The following is a 16,825-nucleotide window of genomic DNA, read 5'->3' on the forward strand; positions in this document are numbered from 1 at the left end:
TGCTCTGCACGCTTCTTGTGAGGTGCCCGGGCCCCAACTACCTTCGTTGGAGCGCACGTTGGACATGGGATGTCCGGATGTCCAGATGCCCGGCCGACGAAGGGCAGGTCGCTCCATGCCGTCAGGTCTTCGCGCCCGTCTCAGATCCGCACTGTCAACCGCCCTCACGGCGGCGGCGCTGGTCGCGCTGCCGCTCGTGTCCCCCCACTCGGCCCACGCCCGGCCGGCCACCGACGCGCCGGCGTTCGAGCAGCAGATCCTCTTCAAGGCGTCCCAGGACCCGGGGTACGCCTGCTTCCGCATCCCGGCGATCGTCCGGTCGGCCGACGGCACCCTGCTGGCGTTCGCCGAGGGCCGGGTCCTCAACTGCGGTGACGCCGCCGACATCGACCTGGTGCTCAAGCGCTCCACCGACGGCGGCCGCACCTGGGGCCCGTTGCAGGTCGTCAACGAGGGCGCCGGCGACACCCACGGCAACCCGGCGCCGGTCGTGGACCGCGACACCGGCCGGATCTGGCTCGCGGAGACGTACAACACGGGCCGTACGGACAGCGCCAGTTGTGCGGTCCCGTGCGACCGCACCCCCCATCTGCAGTACAGCGACGACGACGGCCGGACCTGGTCGCAGCCGCGCGACCTGAGCCCCGAGATCCTGCCCCCCGACTGGAACTCCTGGTACGCGACCGGGCCCGTGCACGGCATCCAGCTCACCCGGGGCCGCCACGAAGGGCGGCTGGTCTTCGGGGTCAACACCGAGACCTGGAACGGCAGCAGGGTCACCGCCAACCACGCGGCCCTGATCGTCAGCGACGACCACGGCGGCCACTGGCGGATCGGCGCCACCGACAGCTGGCCCATCGCCGGCGACGGCACCTTCCGGCAGAAGCCGTCGGAAGTCACCCTCGTCGAGCGCGACGACGGCACGGTCCTGGTCAGCGGCCGGGAGCAGGACGGCACGGACCTCGGCCACCGCACCCAGGCGGTCAGCCGCGACGGCGGCGGCAGCTTCACCGCCCCGTTCCGCGACCTGCCCGGTCTGTACACGCCGCAGGTGCAGGGCTCGATGCTGCGCCTGGGCGACCGGCTCCTGCTGGCCTGCCCCGGCGACCCCGACCGGCGCCGCACGATGATGATCCGCTCCTCCTACGACGGCGGCCGGACCTGGGACAGCGTCGACCGCGGCACGGTCGTCACCACGGACTGGTCCGGCTACTCCGACCTGGTGCGCCTCGGCTCCGGCACGGTGGGCCTGATGTACGAGGGCGGTGCGGTGGACGCGCGCGACGAGATCCGCTTCGCCCGCTTCACCGAGGACTGGCTGACCCCGCCCCGCGGCCCCGACCCGGTCACCCCCGACCGCGCCCGGCACGCCCCGGACGCCGCGGTGCTCGGCGACGCGGAGGAGACCGACGGGGTGACCCGCGGGGCGCTCGCGTTCGACGGCACCGACGACGCCGTGCGCCTGCCGTACCGGTCCTCGCTCCCGCTGGGCACGAAGGACTTCACGGTGTCGCTGTGGTTCCGGTACACGGCGACGTCCGGGGAGCAGCCGTTCCTGTGGATGGGCGGGACCGGCACCAGCCAGCCGCAGGTGTGGCTGCGCGGGGAGCCGGCGAACAACCGGGTCCAAGGCCTGATCACGGTGCGCAACGGAGCCGCTCCCCCGCAGTCGGCCTACGTGCGCACGGCCACCGCCCACAACGACGGCCGGTGGCACCACGCCGTGCTCCGGCGCGGCGGAGGCCGGCTTTCCCTGGCTGTCGACGGTGCCCAGACCTCTGCCGCCGACGTGACGGGCACGGTCAGCCGTAACTCGCCCTTCGGTGTCCACGTCGGTCAGCGGATGGACAGCCGTGCCTTCTTCACCGGCACGCTGGACGAGGTCCGGGTCTGGGACCGGGCACTGACCGACGAGGAGCTGGCGGACCCGGACGTGCTGCGGTCACCTCAGGACACGGTCCTGTGGCTGCCCCTGGACCGGGTGAGCGGCGGCTGAGCCGTCGGGCGCGCCCGCGGCCGGCTCCGGGTCGCGGGCGCGGCGCTTGGCGATGACCGCGCACACCATCAGCTGCATCTGGTGGAAGAGCATCAGCGGCAGGACGGCCAGCGAGGCGTGGCTGCCGAAGAGGACGCTCGCCATGGGGAGCCCGGAGGCGAGGGACTTCTTCGACCCGGCGAACTGGATGGCGATCCGGTCCTCCCGGCCGAAGCCGAGCGCCTTGCCGCCGTACCAGGTCAGGACCAGCATCACGGCCAGCAGGACTGCCTCGACACCGAGCAGTCCGACCAGCCGGACGGGGCTGACCTGGTGCCATATGCCCTGGTTCATCCCCTCACTGAAGGCGGTGTAGACGACCAGCAGGATGGAACCGCGGTCGACCGGCCCGAGGATCCTCTTGTGCCGGGTGACGAACCCGCCGACCCACCTCCGCAGCAGCTGACCGGCGACGAAGGGCACCAGCAGCTGGAACACGATCTTCACCACCGAGTCGGTGGAGAAGCCGACCGCGTCGCCCCCGAGCAGCCCCGCCGCGAGCAGCGGGGTGACGACGATGCCGACGAGGGAGGAGAAGGACCCGGCACAGATCGCGGCGGGCACGTTCCCGCGGGCGATCGAGGTGAACGCGATGGACGACTGGATCGTGGACGGCACCAGCGTCAGGAACAGCAGGCCCTGGTACAGGGGCTGGGTCAGCAGCACCGGCTCCAGACCGCGGGCGGCGATCCCGAACACCGGGAAGACGACGAAGGTGCAGGCCAGCACGGTGATGTGGAGCCGCCAGTGCTTCAGTCCGTCCAGCGCCTCGCGGGTGGACAGCCGGACGCCGTAGAGGAAGAAGAGAAACGCGATGGCGGCCGTGGAGGCACCCGAGACCACGTCGGCGGACGTGCCGTCGGCCGGCAGGAGTGCGGCGAGGCCCACCGTCCCGAGCAACAGCATGACGTACGGGTCGATCGGCATCCAACTCGGCCAGCGCAGGCGTTTCACGGTGCTCCGATTGCTGTGCGTGTCATCCGGTCCGGGCCCACAGGCCCCCCCTCCATCGTCCTCTCCTGGGCACCGATCGGGAATCCCGTACGCCGCTCTGACTGCCATCACGTTACGCGATAACGGAGGTAGTCTCGGTGGCGTGTACGAGCCCACGCAGCTGCGCACCTTTCTGGCGGTCGCCCAGACGCTGAGCTTCACGCAGGCCGCCCGGCGGCTGGGGCTGCGCCAGTCGACGGTCAGCCAGCACGTGCGCCGGCTGGAGGGCGCGGCCGGCCGGCAGCTGTTCGCACGGGACACCCATTCGGTGGAGCTGACCGAGGACGGCGAGGCCATGCTGGGCTTCGCCCGCCGGATGCTGGAGGTCCACGAACAGGCGACGGCGTACTTCACCGGCACGCGCGTGCGGGGCCGGCTGCGTTTCGGTGCTTCGGAGGACTTCGTGCTGACGCGGCTGCCGGAGATCCTGGAGGGGTTCCGCTACGACCACCCCGAGGTCGACCTGGAGCTGACCGTGGAGCTGTCCGGCACCCTGCACGAGCAGCTGGCCGCCGGGAAGCTCGACCTGGTGCTGGCCAAGCGGCTCCCGGGGGACCCCCGCGGGGAGCTGGTGTGGCGCGACGACCTGGTGTGGATCGGCGCCGAGCGGCTGCGGCTGGTGCCCGACCGGCCGGTCCCGCTCATCGTGTACCCGCCCCCCGGCATCACCCGGGCCCGCGCGCTGGAGGTGCTGGAGCGGCAGGGCCGTCAGTGGCGGATCGTGTGCACCAGCGGCAGCCTCAACGGGCTCGTCGCCGCGGCCCGGGCCGGTCTCGGGGTGATGGCCCACTCGCGCCGGCTGATCCCGCCGGGGCTGTTCCGGCTGCCGGAGCGGGCCGGCCTGCCCGACCTCGGCAGGACCGACTTCGTCCTCGTCCACGGACACCGCAGGGGCCCGGCCGGGGGCGCCGCGGACGCGCTGGCGGCGGCGATCCTGGCGGGTGGTGAGCGGCTGCGGCGCAGCAGCGGCTGACGCACCGGCCCGCTCTCACCGTGCCGGGCGGTACGTCAGCTGCTTCACCCGCCGCAGGAAGGGTGTCGCCTCCACGTGCTGTACGCCTTCCAGGTGGCCCAGGGGGCCGCTCAGGTAGGCGTACAGGGCCGCGGTGTCGCGGACGACGACGGTGACGACGATGTGGGAAGGTCCGGCCGTGGCGGACGCGAAGGCGACCTCGTCATGAGCGGCGAGGGTCCGGCCGACGGCGTCCAGGGCACCCGGGGCCGTCGTGATCCACAGGATGGCCGCCCTGGGGTAGCCGAGGATCTCGGAGTCGTACTCGATGTCGACGTACACCGCGCCGGAGGCCAGCAGGGCGGACAGGCGGCGTTTGACCGCGGACTCGGAGCGGCCGGTGGCGCGCTGGAGTTCGGGATAGGTGGCCCGGCCGTCGCGTTCCAGGACGGCGAGCAGCGGGGCGTCCTCGGGCTCCAGGCGGGCCGGTCCGGGCTCGGGGTACCGGGGGCGCAGGGCGGCGACCTGGTCCTCGTCGAGCGCCCGGAACTTCGGCAGCCAGCCGACAGGGCCGCCGTAGAAGCGGTGCAGGAGCTGCAGGGCGCGGATCTCGACGACGCTCGGGGTGCGGGGCAGCTTGCCGAGCAGCAGGTCGTCGTGCTCGCCGGGGTTGCGCGGCCGGGTCATGCAGGCGATCTCGGTGCCGCCGGAGGCCAGCCCGATCCAGTGGGTGTCGGGGCGCCGGGCGAGTGCGTCGGCGATGACGGCGGCGCCGTCGGGGGCACAGCGCAGGCGGAGCATCCACTGGTCCTGCCCGAGGCGCACGGCGTCCCGCAGGACGACGACGCGGAGGCCGCCCTCGGCGCACAGGCGGCGGTAGCGGCGGGCGACGGTCTGGTCGGAGACGCCGAGGACGGCGGCGATCCGGCTGAAGGGAGCCCGGCCGTCGATCTCCAGGGCCGAGAGGAGCTGGAGATCCAGAAGATCGAAGGTGTCGGATTCCATCCGCAGCATGCTCTCCCCCATCGGATTCCGTCGGCCGTCCCGGGGTGGGGCGTCCGATCGGCCGGCGCGCCGCCATCGTACGCAGCGATACGCACTCGTCGGTGAAGGGGAGTTGAGGACATGCGTACCTGGGGGACGCTCACGGCCGTGTGCCTGGGCACGTTCATGCTGCTGCTGGACGTGACGATCGTGGTGGTCGCGCTGCCGGACGTGGCGGGCTCGCTGCACGCGTCGCTGGGCGATCTGCAGTGGGTGGTCGACGGATATGCGCTGGCGCTGGCGGCGCTGCTGCTCGGACTGGGCGCGGCGGCGGACATCCTGGGCCGGCGCCGGACCCATGTGGGCGGCGTGGTGATTTTCGCGGCGGCCAGTCTGCTGTGCGGGCTGGCCTCGGGGCCGGGGACGCTGGTGGCGGCGCGGGTGCTGCAGGGGATCGGCGGGGCGGCGATGTTCGCCACGACGCTGCCGCTGCTGGCCTCCGCCTACCAGGGCCGGCAGCGGTCGGCGGCCCTCGGGGTGTGGGGGGCGGTCAGCGGCGGGGCCGCGGCGGTCGGACCGGTGCTGGGCGGCCTGATCACCGAGGGCCCGGGGTGGCGGTGGATCTTCTTCGTGAACCTGCCGGTGAGCGTCGTCGCGGTGTGGCTGACGCTGCGGATGGTCCCCGAGTCGCGCGGACCGCGCGGAAGGAGCGTCGACTGGGCGGGTACGGCGGCCTTCGCGGCGTTCGCGGGCGGCGCGACGTACGCCGTGGTGCACGCGGGTACGGACGGCTGGACGGCGCCCGCCACGACGGCGGCGTTCACCGCGGCCGCACTCGCCCTGGCGGTGTTCGTGCTGGTGGAGCGGCGGGTGGCGCACCCGCTGCTGGACCTGTCGCTGCTGCGCCGGCCGGCGTTCGTCGGGGTGATGCTGGGCTCGTTCGCGTTCAACGGCGTGGCGTTCGGCGGCATCGCCTGTCTCTCGATCTGGATGCAGACGCTGTTGGGCCTGTCCCCGGTGCGCGCCGGCCTGACCCTGCTGCCGATGACGACGGTGTCCATGGTGGTCGCGGTACTGGTGGGGCGCCTGCTGCACGGGGTGCCGGCCTGGCTGACGGTCGGCGGCGGTCTGCTGCTGATCTCCGCGGGCACCCTGTGCCAGGCGGTGCTGGACGCGGGCTCGGGCTGGACGGCCCTGGTGCCCGGGTTCGTGCTGGTCGGGGTCGGCACCGGGTTCGTGGCGCCGACGGTGGCGGGGGCGGCGCTGGCGGCGGTACCGGCGGAGCGTTCCGGGATGGCGGGCGGGGCGGTGAACACGGTCCGGCAGCTCGGGTACGCGCTCGGCGTGGCCGTCTTCGGCACCGTGCTCACCTCGCGGATGTCCGGGGCGCTGCCGGGCGGCGCGGCGCACGCGCTGGCGGGCGGGGGTGCCGGGGACCTGCGCGGCGGGTTCCCGGAGCGCACCCTGCGGGCCGCGTTCGCCTCCGGTCTCAACGGCGCGCTGGTGGTGGCGGGCCTGGCCGGGACGGTCGCGGGCGCCCTGGTGCTGCTGCTCGTCCGGGCTGCCCGGCCGGCACCCCGGCGGCCCTCCGGTGCGCCGGCCGGGGAGTCGGCAGCGGTCCGCACCTGAGCGACGGAACCGCCGCGCAGGGCGGCACAGCGCAGCACGGAGCAGCACACGAGCAAGGCGTGTGGCGCACGCGGGACGGTCACGCAGCGGGAGCTGCGGGGCGTGCGGGGCGGTCATGCAGCGGGAGCTGCGGGGCCGCCCCGTGGGGCGGGCCGGGGTAACCGGCACGTACAGATTCGGTGGAGATTACGGCACCGAAACTTACTGACCCGTCAGTATCGTGTCCGGCCCTTCCCCATGTGCGGGCATTTCACAGCACGCGGCCGGGAAAAACGTGAGGTTTGCTAGGTTTCCGCACCCCTCCCGCACGTCGGCCGCGTGAGGTAGCTTTCACGGCGCTGTGCGGTACCTGGACCATCGACACTGAGGCGCGAGACACGGGGAGCGAGGTTGCGCGAGTTCACCAACCCTCCACTGGCGTCAGCGGCCCCGGTGGGCGGCCTGGCAGACGCCGTCTTCGAGCATGCCCGGACCGACCCCCTGCACATCGCCCTCGGCCGCAAGGACGACTCCGGACAGTGGCGGGACGTCACCGCCGCCGAGTTCCGTGACGAGGTCCTCGCCCTCGCCAAGGGCCTGCTCGCCCGTGGCGTCCGGTTCGGCGACCGTGTCGCGATCATGTCCCCCACCCGCTACGAGTGGACGCTCTTCGACTTCGCACTGTGGACGATCGGCGCGCAGGTGGTGCCCGTCTACCCGACGTCCTCCGCCGAGCAGTGCTTCTGGATGCTGTACGACGCCGAGGTGACCGCGGCGATCGTGGAGCACGAGGACCACGCGATGACCATCGCCACCGTCATCGACCGGCTCCCCCAGCTGCGCCAGCTGTGGCAGCTCGACGCCGGCTGCGTGCAGGAGCTGTACGACGCCGGGGCGCACCTCGACGACGAGGTGGTGCACCGGCACCGGCAGGCGGTCACCCCGGACTCGGTCGCCACGATCATCTACACCTCCGGCACCACCGGCCGCCCCAAGGGATGCGTCCTGTCGCACGCCAACTTCATGTACGAGGCGGACACGATGATCCAGCGGTGGCAGCCGGTGTTCCACACCAAGAAGGACGACGAGGCGTCCACGCTGCTGTTCCTGCCGCTGGCGCACGTCTTCGGGCGGATGGTGGAGGTCGCCGCGATCCGCGGCCGGGTCCGCTTCGGGCACCAGCCGCAGCTGCACGCCGCCGCCCTCCTGCCCGACCTGGCCGCGTTCCGGCCGACGTTCATCCTCGCGGTGCCCTACATCTTCGAGAAGGTGTTCAACGCGGCCCGCCGCAAGGCCGAGAAGGAAGGCAAGGCGGGACCGTTCGAGAAGGCCGTCGACATCGCCGTGAAGTACGCGGAGGCGGTCGAGGCGAAGGCCTGGGGCACCGGGCCCGGCCCCTCGGCGGGGCTGCGGATGCAGCACCAGTTCTTCGACAAGCTCGTGTACGCGAAGGTGCGCGCCGCGATGGGGGGGCGGATCCGGAACGCGATGTCCGGGGGCTCGGCGATGGACCGCCGGCTGGGGCTGTTCTTCGCGGGCGCGGGAGTGCAGATCTACGAGGGCTACGGCCTGACCGAGTCGACGGCCGCGGCGACCGCCAACCCGCCCGAGCGCACCCGCTACGGCACGGTGGGCCAGGCCATCCCCGGCGTGACCGTGCACATCGCCGACGACGGGGAGATCTGGCTGAACGGCGGCAACGTCTTCCAGGGTTACCTCAACAACCCGAAGGCCACCGACCAGACCCTGCACGACGGCTGGCTGGCCACCGGCGACCTGGGGACGCTGGACGAGGACGGTTATCTGACCATCACCGGCCGCAAGAAGGAGATCCTGGTGACCTCCGGCGGCAAGAGCGTCTCCCCGGGCGTGCTGGAGGAGCGGGTGCGGGAGCATCCGCTGGTCAACCAGTGCATCGTGGTCGGCAACGACCGGCCGTACATCGCCGCCCTGGTCACCCTGGACCAGGAGGCCGTCGAGCACTGGCTGCAGATGCGCGGCAAGCCGCGGATGACGTCGGCCCAGCTGGTGCACGACGCGGACCTGGAGACGGAGGTGCGGCGGGCCGTGGTGGCCGCCAACACCCTCGTCTCGCAGGCCGAGTCGATCCGCACCTTCCGCATCCTGGCCCAGCCGTTCACCGAGGAACACGGCCTGCTGACGCCGTCGCTGAAGCTGAAGCGGAAAGCTATCGAGAAGGCTTACGGGAACGAGGTCGAGGCCCTCTACCACGGCTGACGGCCCCGTGCCCCGGACACCGGCCCCCGAGCACGGTCACGGGCACACGCGTTTGGGGCCGCTCTCCGCCCAGGACACTGACCCGTCGGTCAGTTGCGACGGATTCCGCGGTCAGGAATGCGAAGCGGCCGGTGATCGTTGACGATAGGAGTACGACCTGTCGACAACCTAAGGATCAAGAGGCTCGTGAGCAGCAAGGTCCCCCCGATCATCCTCAACAACGGCGTCGAGATGCCCCAGCTGGGCTACGGCGTCTGGCAGGTGCCCGACGACGAGGCCGAGCGGGCCGTCGCCACGGCACTGGAGGCCGGCTACCGCAGCATCGACACCGCTGCGATCTACGGCAACGAAGAGGGCACCGGCAAGGCCATCGCCGCATCCGGCCTGCCGCGCGAGGACATCTTCGTCACCACCAAGCTCTGGAACAGCGACCAGGGGTACGACTCCACCCTGCGCGCCTTCGACGCGTCGCTGGAGAAGCTGGGGCTCGACCACGTCGACCTGTACCTGATCCACTGGCCGCTGCCGTCCCGCGGCAAGTACACCGACACCTACAAGGCGTTCGAGAAGCTGCACGCCGACGGCCGGGTCCGCGCCATCGGTGTGTCCAACTTCCTTCCCGAGCACCTGGAGCGGCTGATCTCCGAGACCTCCGTCGTGCCGGCGGTCAACCAGATCGAGCTGCACCCGCACCTGCAGCAGCGGGCGGCGCGCGCGTTCCACGCGGAGCATGGCATCAGGACCGAGGCCTGGTCGCCGCTCGGCCAGGGCAAGGGTCTGCTGGAGGTGCCGGCGGTCGTCGCGATCGCCCAGAAGCACAACCGCACGCCGGCCCAGGTCGTGCTGCGCTGGCACATCCAGCTGGGCAACATCGTGATCCCGAAGTCCGTGACGCCGTCCCGGATCCAGGAGAACATCGCGGTGTTCGACTTCAGCCTGGACGACGAGGACCTCGCGGCGATCAGCGCGCTCAACGAGGACCGGCGCCTGGGTCCCGACCCGGCCACCTTCGACATCGGCTGAGACCCGGGCCGGCACGGCGGCACGGCGGCACGGTCAAGCGCCGGCGGGCTGGCTCCTGATCTGACACGGCCGTGCGCCCCGCTCCGGAGCGGGGCGCACGGCCGTGTCAGTCCAGCCGGACGTCCGCGTACACCACCTCGAACTCCTCCAGCCCGACCACGTCCACGTGTGCCTTCGCCGATGCCTCGTGACGCGCCATCGCCATGGCGGCGCGGGAGGCCGCCAGCGAGGACCGGTCGACGAACAGGGCGCCGGCCAGGGCCCTTCCCCGCTCACGGTCGATCAGCAGGGACGTCCTGGCCAGCCCGGGCAGGGACTCGACCCGCGGCACGACCGTCGCCCGGAAGGCGTCGACGATCAGGTCCCCGTCCCGCGGATCGAACTCCAGCCTGGTGACGCGCAGACTGCCGCCCTGCTGCGGATGCCGGATCTGGTGCACCACCGCGGCCTCGAAGTTGCCCACCGCCACCGTCCCGGCGAACGGCTCCATGAGCGGCCCGCGCCGCTCGCGCATGACCTCGTCGCTGTTGCGCCGCGCGTCCTCGGTCTCCCACCAGCTCACCGCCGCGAGTTTGCCGAGGGCCCGGTCGGCGAACACGCCGGCCCCGCGGTATCCGGGACGTTCCTCCAGGAGGTCCCGGCCCTCGCTGTTCAGGGACCGGAGGGCCGTGTCGAGCAGCGCCGGGTCGCCGGTCGCGTACACGGTGCGTATGAACATGAGCCTCGCCTCCCGGGGGAGTGTGACCGCCGGCAGCATCGGACCGGACAGACACCCCCGAATGGGGGATGCCCGACCCCATCAGTCTCACCGCCGGAGGAAATCGCCGCAATGCGCGCGGGATTCAGCCGTTCACGACCCAGCGCTTGACGAGGGCATGCCGCCGGGGCACGGTGTACGACACCCGGTAAGGAAACTTTCCTAACAGAAGGGCACCCCCCCATGCGCCTTCGAACCCTGACCCTCGCCGCGGCCTCCGGCAGCGCCCTGCTCGCCGCCGGGCTCCTCCCCGCGCACGCCTCCGCCACGCCCTCGCCCAGGTCCCCACAGGAGGGCACGGTCAGCGCGGCCGACCTGCTCGCCAAGGTGACGACCTGCGCGCAGATCTCCAATGGCAAGTACAAGACCGACGACGAGACCTCGGCCACGATCCCCGTCTGCGGCAAGAACGGCGCGGTGTTCTGGAAGGCCGACATGGACGTCGACTGCGACGGCCAGCGCACCACCAACTGCAACGAGGACCGCGACCCCTGGTACCAGGACGACACCGCCTTCCACCAGTCCGACGGCAGGCCGCTGAAGGCGGAGACGCTGCCGTACGTCGTGGTGCCCAGCACCAGCAGCATCTGGAACTACTCCGGCGCCGGCATCAAGGGCGGCGGTGTGGTCGCGGTCGTCTACAACAACAAGGTCGAGTACGCCGTCGTCGGCGACACCGGCCCCACGAAGATCATCGGCGAGGCGTCGTACGCCACCGCCAAGGCGCTCGGCATCGACCCGGACCCGGAGACCGGCGGCACCGACTCGGGCGTGACCTACATCCTGTTCAAGAACTCCAAGGTCTCCCCCATCGAGAGCCACAGCGCGGCGGTCTCCCTCGGGGACCAGCTCGCCAGGCAGTTCCTCGCCAACAACTGACCGTCGCCGCAAGGCGGTCCGGCGGACGGACGACGACGTGTTCACCTCGGCCCCGGCCGGCTGCCGGATCGCCCGGACGACCGAGCCGGCGATCCGGTCCGCGGGACGGGGCCGGGCCCGGGAGCGGTCCGCGGCCGAGCGGGCCCGGAGAGCGGGCCGTCGCCGGACTACACCGGACGCGTCGCCGTGTGCACGGTGTACGCGCCCAGCACGAACACGTCCGGCCGTACGTGCACGCTCGCGGGGTCGGCCGGGTCGAGCAGTCGGTCGAGGGTGGCGCGGTCGTCGGCGTCCAGGGCGTCGCCGAAGCCCTCGCGCAGACGGGTCAGATGAGCGGTGACGTAGGCACGGCCCCGGTCGCCGAGCGGCGCGGGCAGATCGAGCAGGAAGGTGCGGGAACGGGCGTGCCTCAGGCCGGCGCCGTTCAGCAGGGCCGGCCAGTCCTCGGTCACGGCGACCGAGCCCGGCAGGCCGGCCCGCATCCGGGCGAACCACTCCTCCTCCAGCGCGTCCAGCCGCGCCTGCAGTCCGGGGCGGCCGGTGCCGGGGTCCCGGGGCAGGAAGCGGGAGGGCAGGCCGCCTTCGAGGAGGGCCAGGGTGCCACCGGGGGCGAGGCGTTCGGCGAACGCGGTGAGCGCAGCCTGCTGGTCCCCGAGGTGGTGCAGGCTGCGGCTGGCCCACAGCAGGTCGGCCGGGTGTTCCAACTCATTGAGCACCTCGGGCAGTTCGCCGGCGAGGGTGTCGAAGCGGTCGGCCACGCCCTGGCCGGCGGCCCGGGCTCGGGCACGCTCCAGCAGCGGGGCGGTGCTGTCGACGGCGACGACACGGGCCGTCGGGAACGCCTCGGCGAACAGACAGGTGACGACGCCGGGTCCGCTGCCCGCGTCCACGATCAGGCCCGGCCCGGTCACCTCCTTCGCGAGCCACGCCATGGCCCGCTCGTAGACGGGGGCGAACAGCTCGGCCTGCGACTCCAGCAGGGGGGCCATCTCGTTCCAGTCGATGTCTGTGCCGTGAGCGTGCCCGTGCCCGTTTCCGTGTCCGTGTGCGTGTCCTGCGTGCTGCTGGTCGTGGTGATCGTGCGCCATGGCGGTCAGCCTCTCCTCGGGATGCGGCCAGCCTCCGACGGCACTCCGGCCGGAGGCCAGCTCCGTTGCCGATACGGCAAAACCGGCCGGCGCGGTCCGGCACGGTCGGCACACCGAGGCCGTCGGAACGTCCCCGCCCGGCACGACGCCCCCACCGTCGCGCCGGGCGGGGACGCGGTCCACGGGCCGCACCCCCCGCCCGCAGCGCTACTTGACGTTTCCGGTGAAGACCGCCGCGTCCGACTCGAAGTCGGGGGTGACCTCGATCTGGATGAGCTTCTCGCCCTTGGGGAGTTCGCAGCCCCAGGGCACGTCGAGCGACCGTCCGGCGAGGAGTTTGGTCTCGGGACCGCCCTCCAGGCCCGCGTCGGAGTCGAAGACCGAGTCGCTGGTCTTGCCCTTCTGCCCGTACGAGCAGTTGACGGTGAGCTGCGTGGCGTCGAAGGCCTTCTTGCCGCCGTTCTTGAGCCTGACCGTGAACTGGAGGTACGGCGTGTTCTCGGGCTCGGCGTACTCGCCGGTGACGGACCGCTTGAGACCCGTGAGGCTGACCTCGATGTCCGGGTCGTAGACGACGGTGTCGTCCAGGGCGTAGACCCCGTCGCCGTCGTCCTCGGGGGCCGAGGTGGACTCGTCGTCGGCCTGGGCGGCGTCCTCGTCCGCGCCGGCGGCGCCGTCCGCGGCGGCCGTCTTCGTGACGGTCACGGTGGGCGCCGGCTCGGCTTCGGAGTCGCCGGTGACGCCTGCCGTGACCACGGCCGAGACGAGGGCCGCCGCGACGGCCGCCGCCACGGCGACCAGGGCGGTGCGGGGCTTCCGCGGCGGCACGGGCGGAGGGATCGCCGGCCCGTAACCCGGCAAGGGCGGTGGTGGTGTCATGTCTGAACTCATGGTCCCCCCAAGGACGTGATGTTGAGGGTTCAATGATCGCTTCCCGAAGCGGAATATGAAGCCCCTGTGATCAAATCGTGTCCCCGGCACTTATCGATCCGCCCAGCTCAGGGACATGGACACAGCCGGGGTCGCGATCACTTTTCACCTCTCCTCCACGAGTGCCGTCGTCGAGGCGGACGCGGAGCCTGTGCCGCGCGGGCCGGCGACGAGGGGGAGCCGCCCGGCCTCAGACGGCTGCCGGCCTACGGAAGGCGCACACCCGGAACGACGGGTCGGCGCGGGGACGGTCCTGGTCCGGGAGCCGAGCCAGGCGTGCGGCGAACTCCTCGGTGCGCGGCCCGCCCGGCGGCAGCACGGTGAACCAGCCGCGGCGCAGGTCGGCGATGGCGCTGCGGGGACTGCGGCCCTGCCCGGTGCCGCGGAACACGGTCTCACCGGCGGGCCGGAGTCCGTGCCGCACGGCGTGCTCGGTCACGGTGGCGGCGGCGTCGGCGGCGGGACGGCGGGGACGGTCCGCGAGGACGGCGTCGATGTCGCTGCCCACGTCGTGCGCGGCGGCCTTGTCGACGGTGGTGACGTACACCCCGCCGGGCCGCAGCACGCGCGCGCACTCGGCGACGACCGTCCGCACGTCCTCCGGGTCGTCCAGCAGGTGCAGCAGCCAGATGGAGGTGACCGCGTCGAAGGCCGCGTCGGGGAAGGGCAGTCGGCGGCTGTCGGCCCGGACGACCGCGCCGGGCAGCCGGGCCGCCGCCATGCCGACCATGGCCGGTGTGAGGTCCACGCCGGTCACCCGCAGCCGGGGGCGGGCGGCGGCGAGCCGCCGCGTGACGATCCCGGTGCCGCACGCGACATCGAGGAGACGGCCCGCTCCCCCGGGTGTCAGACCGAGAACGGCTCGCGCGGCCGCCTCGGCACGGGCCTCGCCGCCGCGCAGGGCGTCGTAGTCCCCGGCTTCCTTCTCGTAGTCGAGCACATCGCTCAGTGTGCCCCGTGACCTGGGGCGATGTCCTCCACCCTGCGGGCGAGAGCGAAATCCTTCCCGGTGACGGTGCCGCCCGCGCTGTGGGTGTGCACGGTGAGCGAGACGGTGTTGTAGCCGAGGGTGAGATCGGAGTGGTGGTCCAGCTCGTCCTGGACGGCGGCGATGTGCGCGACCAGCGCCGCCGCCGCGAAGTGCGAACCGAGCCGGTAGGCACGGGTGAGGCGGTCACCGTCCACCGACCAGCCGGGCAGTTCGGCCAGCCGGTCCTCGATCTCCTTCTGCGACAGCGGTTCGACGGCCATGGCCGGGCTCCCTCCGTGATGTGCCGGTTACGGATTCAGCCTGCCACGACGGCGATGCGGGCGGTATGCCGACGCGTCCCCGGCACGCCCTGCCGCGTCACCGGCTCGTTCCCGGGTGCCGCCGCCCTCGGCTAGGGTCGGCGCCATGACCATCGTCGCGTCCGGTCCGGCCGCCTCCGCCGCCGTCACCGGCAAGGGTGTCGGCCCCCTGCTGCGCGCCTGGCGGGAGCGGCGCCGGATCTCCCAACTGGAGCTGGCGCTGCGGGCCGACTCCTCCGCGCGGCACATCAGCTTCGTCGAGACAGGCCGGTCCCGGCCGAGCGAGGAGATGGTGCTGCGGCTCGCCGAGCGGCTGGAGGTGCCGGTGCGGGAGCGCAACGCCCTGCTGCTGGCGGCCGGTTACGCCCCGCGCTTCCCGGAGACCCCGCTGGACGACCCGGCGCTCGACGCGCTGCGCGACGGCATGGAGCGCCTCATCCGGGGCTACGAACCCTATCCCGCGCTGGTGGTCGACGCCGGGTACACGGTCGTCGCCGCCAACCGGGGCATCGCGATGCTGCTGGAGGGCGTGCCGGAGAAGCTGATGCTGCCGGCACCGAACGCGATGCGGCTCACGCTGCACCCGGAGGGCCTGGCGCCGCGCATCCGGAATCTGCGGGAGTGGCGGGGGCACCTGCTGGCGCAGATGGAGCGGGAGATCGCGCTGCACCGCTCGGACCGGCTCCGCGCCCTGTACGAGGAGGTGGCGGCCTACCCGGTGCCCGAGGAGCCGCCCGGCGCCGAACCTGCCGCGCCCGTGCCGTATTTCGCGCTGCCGATGTGCATCGAGCACGACGGCCGGACCCTGTCGTTCGTGTCGTCGATCTCCACCTTCAACACCCCGATGGACGTCACGGTGGCCGAACTCGCCATCGAGACGTTCCTGCCGGCGGACCCCGCCACCGCCAAGTATCTGCACACCCTGGCCGGTTGAGTCGCTCCGCACACGATTCGTCGCCTCGGGCACGTGTGCGGGACGGCGTCACGTGACAGACTGCTGCCCGCGTTCGTCGGCGCACAGGGGAGGGGCGTGGCGTGAGTGAGCGGCGGGCCGCGCCCACCGTGGGCCAGGTGGTGCTCGGCAAACGGCTGCAGGAACTGCGCGAGGCGGCGGGGCTCAGCCGGGAGGAGGCCGCCCGCGTCCTCAGGGTGGCCTCGGCGACCGTGCGGCGGATGGAGATGGCCGAGGTCGCGCTGAAGATCCCCTACGTGCAGGTGCTGCTGTCCGCCTACGGGGTGGCCGAGGACGAGGCCGACGCGTTCGTGCGGCTGGCCGAGGACGCGAACCAGCCGGGCTGGTGGCAGCGCTTCCACGACGTGCTGCCGGACTGGTTCAGCCTGTACGTCAGCCTGGAGGGAGCCGCCCGCATCATCCGCTCCTACGAGCCGCACTTCGTACCGGGCCTGCTGCAGACCGAGGCGTACGCGCGGGCGGTGATGGAGGCCGGGACGATAGGGCAGACCTCGCCGGAGTCGGTGGAGCGGCATGTGTCGCTGCGCATGGAACGGCAGCGGCTGCTGGAGCGGGACGACCCGCCCCACCTGTGGGTGATCATGGATGAGACGGTGCTCAGACGCCCGGTCAGCATCCGTCCCGAGGTGCTGCGGGACCAGCTGGACCGGCTGCTGGAGTACGCCGAACGGGACCGGGTCACCCTCCAGGTAGCCGAGTTCGCGTCGGGTCCGCATCCGGGGACGTACGCGCCGTTCACGCTGTTCCGGTTCGCCGAGCCGGAACTGCCCGACATGGTGTTCACCGAGTACCTGACCGGTGCCCTCTACCTGGACTCGCGCCGGGAGGTCGCCGCGCACCTGGAGGTGCTGGACCACATGACGGCCAGGGCCGCCTCCGCCCAGCGCACGCTGAAGCTGCTGCGGGAGCACCGCGAGAACATCTGAGCCCCCGGCGTGCCCGCCGTGACGCGTGCGGCTCGCCCCCCCGCACCGGTCGGGCACGACCCGCGTGCGTCCTCGGTCCGCCGTGACCCGTACGGGTCTGTGAACGGGTGCCCTCCCGGGCCCGCCCCTAGGTTCGGTAGTACGGGGTC

15 protein-coding genes are annotated in these 16,825 nt (G+C 72.4%); 8 read left to right on the forward strand and 7 right to left on the reverse strand.

The annotated features are described in order from the left end of the window. Positions 1-115 precede the first annotated feature (115 nt). Entirely contained in the window at positions 116-1,996 is a 1,881-nt protein-coding gene (locus JK359_RS17980) for a sialidase family protein (protein WP_201836752.1), read from the forward strand. Here JK359_RS17980 and JK359_RS17985 read toward each other — a convergent pair. Beyond that, the gene (locus JK359_RS17985) at positions 1,943-2,962 is read right to left on the reverse strand and encodes a bile acid:sodium symporter family protein (RefSeq protein WP_201836754.1); all 1,020 of its coding nucleotides are present in this window, start codon (positions 2,960-2,962) and stop codon (positions 1,943-1,945) included. The two genes, JK359_RS17980 and JK359_RS17985, sit on opposite strands and share 54 nt — an antisense overlap. Before the next feature lie 169 nt (positions 2,963-3,131). Here JK359_RS17985 and JK359_RS17990 point away from each other — a divergent pair, with 169 nt between their 5' ends. Continuing rightward, positions 3,132-4,001, forward strand: coding sequence for a LysR substrate-binding domain-containing protein (locus JK359_RS17990; RefSeq protein WP_201836756.1), 870 nt, complete (start codon positions 3,132-3,134; stop codon positions 3,999-4,001). Positions 4,002-4,016: 15 nt separating this feature from the next. Here the strand turns inward: JK359_RS17990 and JK359_RS17995 are convergent, their stop codons facing one another. Next, on the reverse strand, positions 4,017-4,994 hold the full coding sequence (locus JK359_RS17995; RefSeq protein ID WP_201836759.1) for an Lrp/AsnC family transcriptional regulator: 978 nt from the start codon (positions 4,992-4,994) through the stop codon (positions 4,017-4,019). Between the two features lie 111 nt (positions 4,995-5,105). On the opposite strand from JK359_RS17995, the gene JK359_RS18000 reads away from it, so the two are divergent. The 3 genes from JK359_RS18000 to JK359_RS18010 all read left to right on the forward strand — a co-directional run bounded on the left by JK359_RS18000 (position 5,106) and on the right by JK359_RS18010 (position 9,833). Then, entirely contained in the window at positions 5,106-6,593 is a 1,488-nt protein-coding gene (locus tag JK359_RS18000) for an MFS transporter (protein WP_201836761.1), read from the forward strand. 390 nt (positions 6,594-6,983) lie between these two features. Beyond that, entirely contained in the window at positions 6,984-8,810 is a 1,827-nt protein-coding gene (locus JK359_RS18005; protein WP_201836763.1) for an AMP-dependent synthetase/ligase, read from the forward strand. Between the two features lie 186 nt (positions 8,811-8,996). Further along, complete coding sequence (locus JK359_RS18010) at positions 8,997-9,833, forward strand: aldo/keto reductase (protein ID WP_201836765.1); 837 nt, start codon at positions 8,997-8,999, stop codon at positions 9,831-9,833. A 106-nt stretch (positions 9,834-9,939) separates the two neighbouring features. Here the strand turns inward: JK359_RS18010 and JK359_RS18015 are convergent, their stop codons facing one another. Next, positions 9,940-10,551 carry a hypothetical protein gene (locus JK359_RS18015; RefSeq protein ID WP_201836767.1) on the reverse strand — a complete coding sequence of 204 codons (612 nt, stop codon included), beginning with the start codon at positions 10,549-10,551 and terminating at the stop codon, positions 9,940-9,942. Positions 10,552-10,773: 222 nt separating this feature from the next. On the opposite strand from JK359_RS18015, the gene JK359_RS18020 reads away from it, so the two are divergent. After that, positions 10,774-11,469: a glycoside hydrolase family 75 protein gene (locus JK359_RS18020; RefSeq protein WP_201836769.1), complete on the forward strand. Its 696-nt coding sequence runs from the start codon at positions 10,774-10,776 to the stop codon at positions 11,467-11,469. 167 nt (positions 11,470-11,636) lie between these two features. Here JK359_RS18020 and JK359_RS18025 read toward each other — a convergent pair whose 3' ends face one another. The 4 genes from JK359_RS18025 to JK359_RS18040 all read right to left on the reverse strand — a co-directional run bounded on the left by JK359_RS18025 (position 11,637) and on the right by JK359_RS18040 (position 14,738). Continuing rightward, the gene (locus tag JK359_RS18025) at positions 11,637-12,557 is read right to left on the reverse strand and encodes a class I SAM-dependent methyltransferase (RefSeq protein WP_201836771.1); all 921 of its coding nucleotides are present in this window, start codon (positions 12,555-12,557) and stop codon (positions 11,637-11,639) included. A gap of 207 nt (positions 12,558-12,764) precedes the next feature. Further along, positions 12,765-13,385: a hypothetical protein gene (locus JK359_RS18030; RefSeq protein ID WP_307788165.1), complete on the reverse strand. Its 621-nt coding sequence runs from the start codon at positions 13,383-13,385 to the stop codon at positions 12,765-12,767. Between the two features lie 292 nt (positions 13,386-13,677). After that, positions 13,678-14,427, reverse strand: a complete 750-nt coding sequence (locus JK359_RS18035; RefSeq protein WP_201836775.1) for a class I SAM-dependent methyltransferase — start codon at positions 14,425-14,427, stop codon at positions 13,678-13,680. A gap of 5 nt (positions 14,428-14,432) precedes the next feature. Beyond that, positions 14,433-14,738, reverse strand: a complete 306-nt coding sequence (locus JK359_RS18040) for a 4a-hydroxytetrahydrobiopterin dehydratase (protein ID WP_201836777.1) — start codon at positions 14,736-14,738, stop codon at positions 14,433-14,435. A 145-nt stretch (positions 14,739-14,883) separates the two neighbouring features. On the opposite strand from JK359_RS18040, the gene JK359_RS18045 reads away from it, so the two are divergent. Next, on the forward strand, positions 14,884-15,711 hold the full coding sequence (locus JK359_RS18045) for a helix-turn-helix domain-containing protein (protein WP_201836779.1): 828 nt from the start codon (positions 14,884-14,886) through the stop codon (positions 15,709-15,711). 101 nt (positions 15,712-15,812) lie between these two features. After that, on the forward strand, positions 15,813-16,676 hold the full coding sequence (locus JK359_RS18050) for a Sco1979 family transcriptional regulator (protein ID WP_201836781.1): 864 nt from the start codon (positions 15,813-15,815) through the stop codon (positions 16,674-16,676). Positions 16,677-16,825 lie beyond the last annotated feature (149 nt).

It is taken from the genome of Streptomyces actinomycinicus (assembly GCF_016741775.1).
Lineage (GTDB): Bacteria > Actinomycetota > Actinomycetes > Streptomycetales > Streptomycetaceae > Streptomyces > Streptomyces actinomycinicus.

What these genes read in the sequence shown, in the direction of transcription:
- JK359_RS17980 (WP_201836752.1), top strand. Translation starts at nt 116, where the DNA reads ATGCCGTCAGGTCTTCGCGCCCGTCTCAGATCCGCACTGTCAACCGCC.
- JK359_RS17985 (WP_201836754.1), bottom strand. Translation starts at nt 2,962, where the DNA reads ATGCCGATCGACCCGTACGTCATGCTGTTGCTCGGGACGGTGGGCCTC.
- JK359_RS17995 (WP_201836759.1), bottom strand. Translation starts at nt 4,994, where the DNA reads ATGCTGCGGATGGAATCCGACACCTTCGATCTTCTGGATCTCCAGCTC.
- JK359_RS18000 (WP_201836761.1), top strand. Translation starts at nt 5,106, where the DNA reads ATGCGTACCTGGGGGACGCTCACGGCCGTGTGCCTGGGCACGTTCATG.
- JK359_RS18015 (WP_201836767.1), bottom strand. Translation starts at nt 10,551, where the DNA reads ATGTTCATACGCACCGTGTACGCGACCGGCGACCCGGCGCTGCTCGAC.
- JK359_RS18020 (WP_201836769.1), top strand. Translation starts at nt 10,774, where the DNA reads ATGCGCCTTCGAACCCTGACCCTCGCCGCGGCCTCCGGCAGCGCCCTG.
- JK359_RS18025 (WP_201836771.1), bottom strand. Translation starts at nt 12,557, where the DNA reads ATGGCGCACGATCACCACGACCAGCAGCACGCAGGACACGCACACGGA.
- JK359_RS18040 (WP_201836777.1), bottom strand. Translation starts at nt 14,738, where the DNA reads ATGGCCGTCGAACCGCTGTCGCAGAAGGAGATCGAGGACCGGCTGGCC.
- JK359_RS18045 (WP_201836779.1), top strand. Translation starts at nt 14,884, where the DNA reads ATGACCATCGTCGCGTCCGGTCCGGCCGCCTCCGCCGCCGTCACCGGC.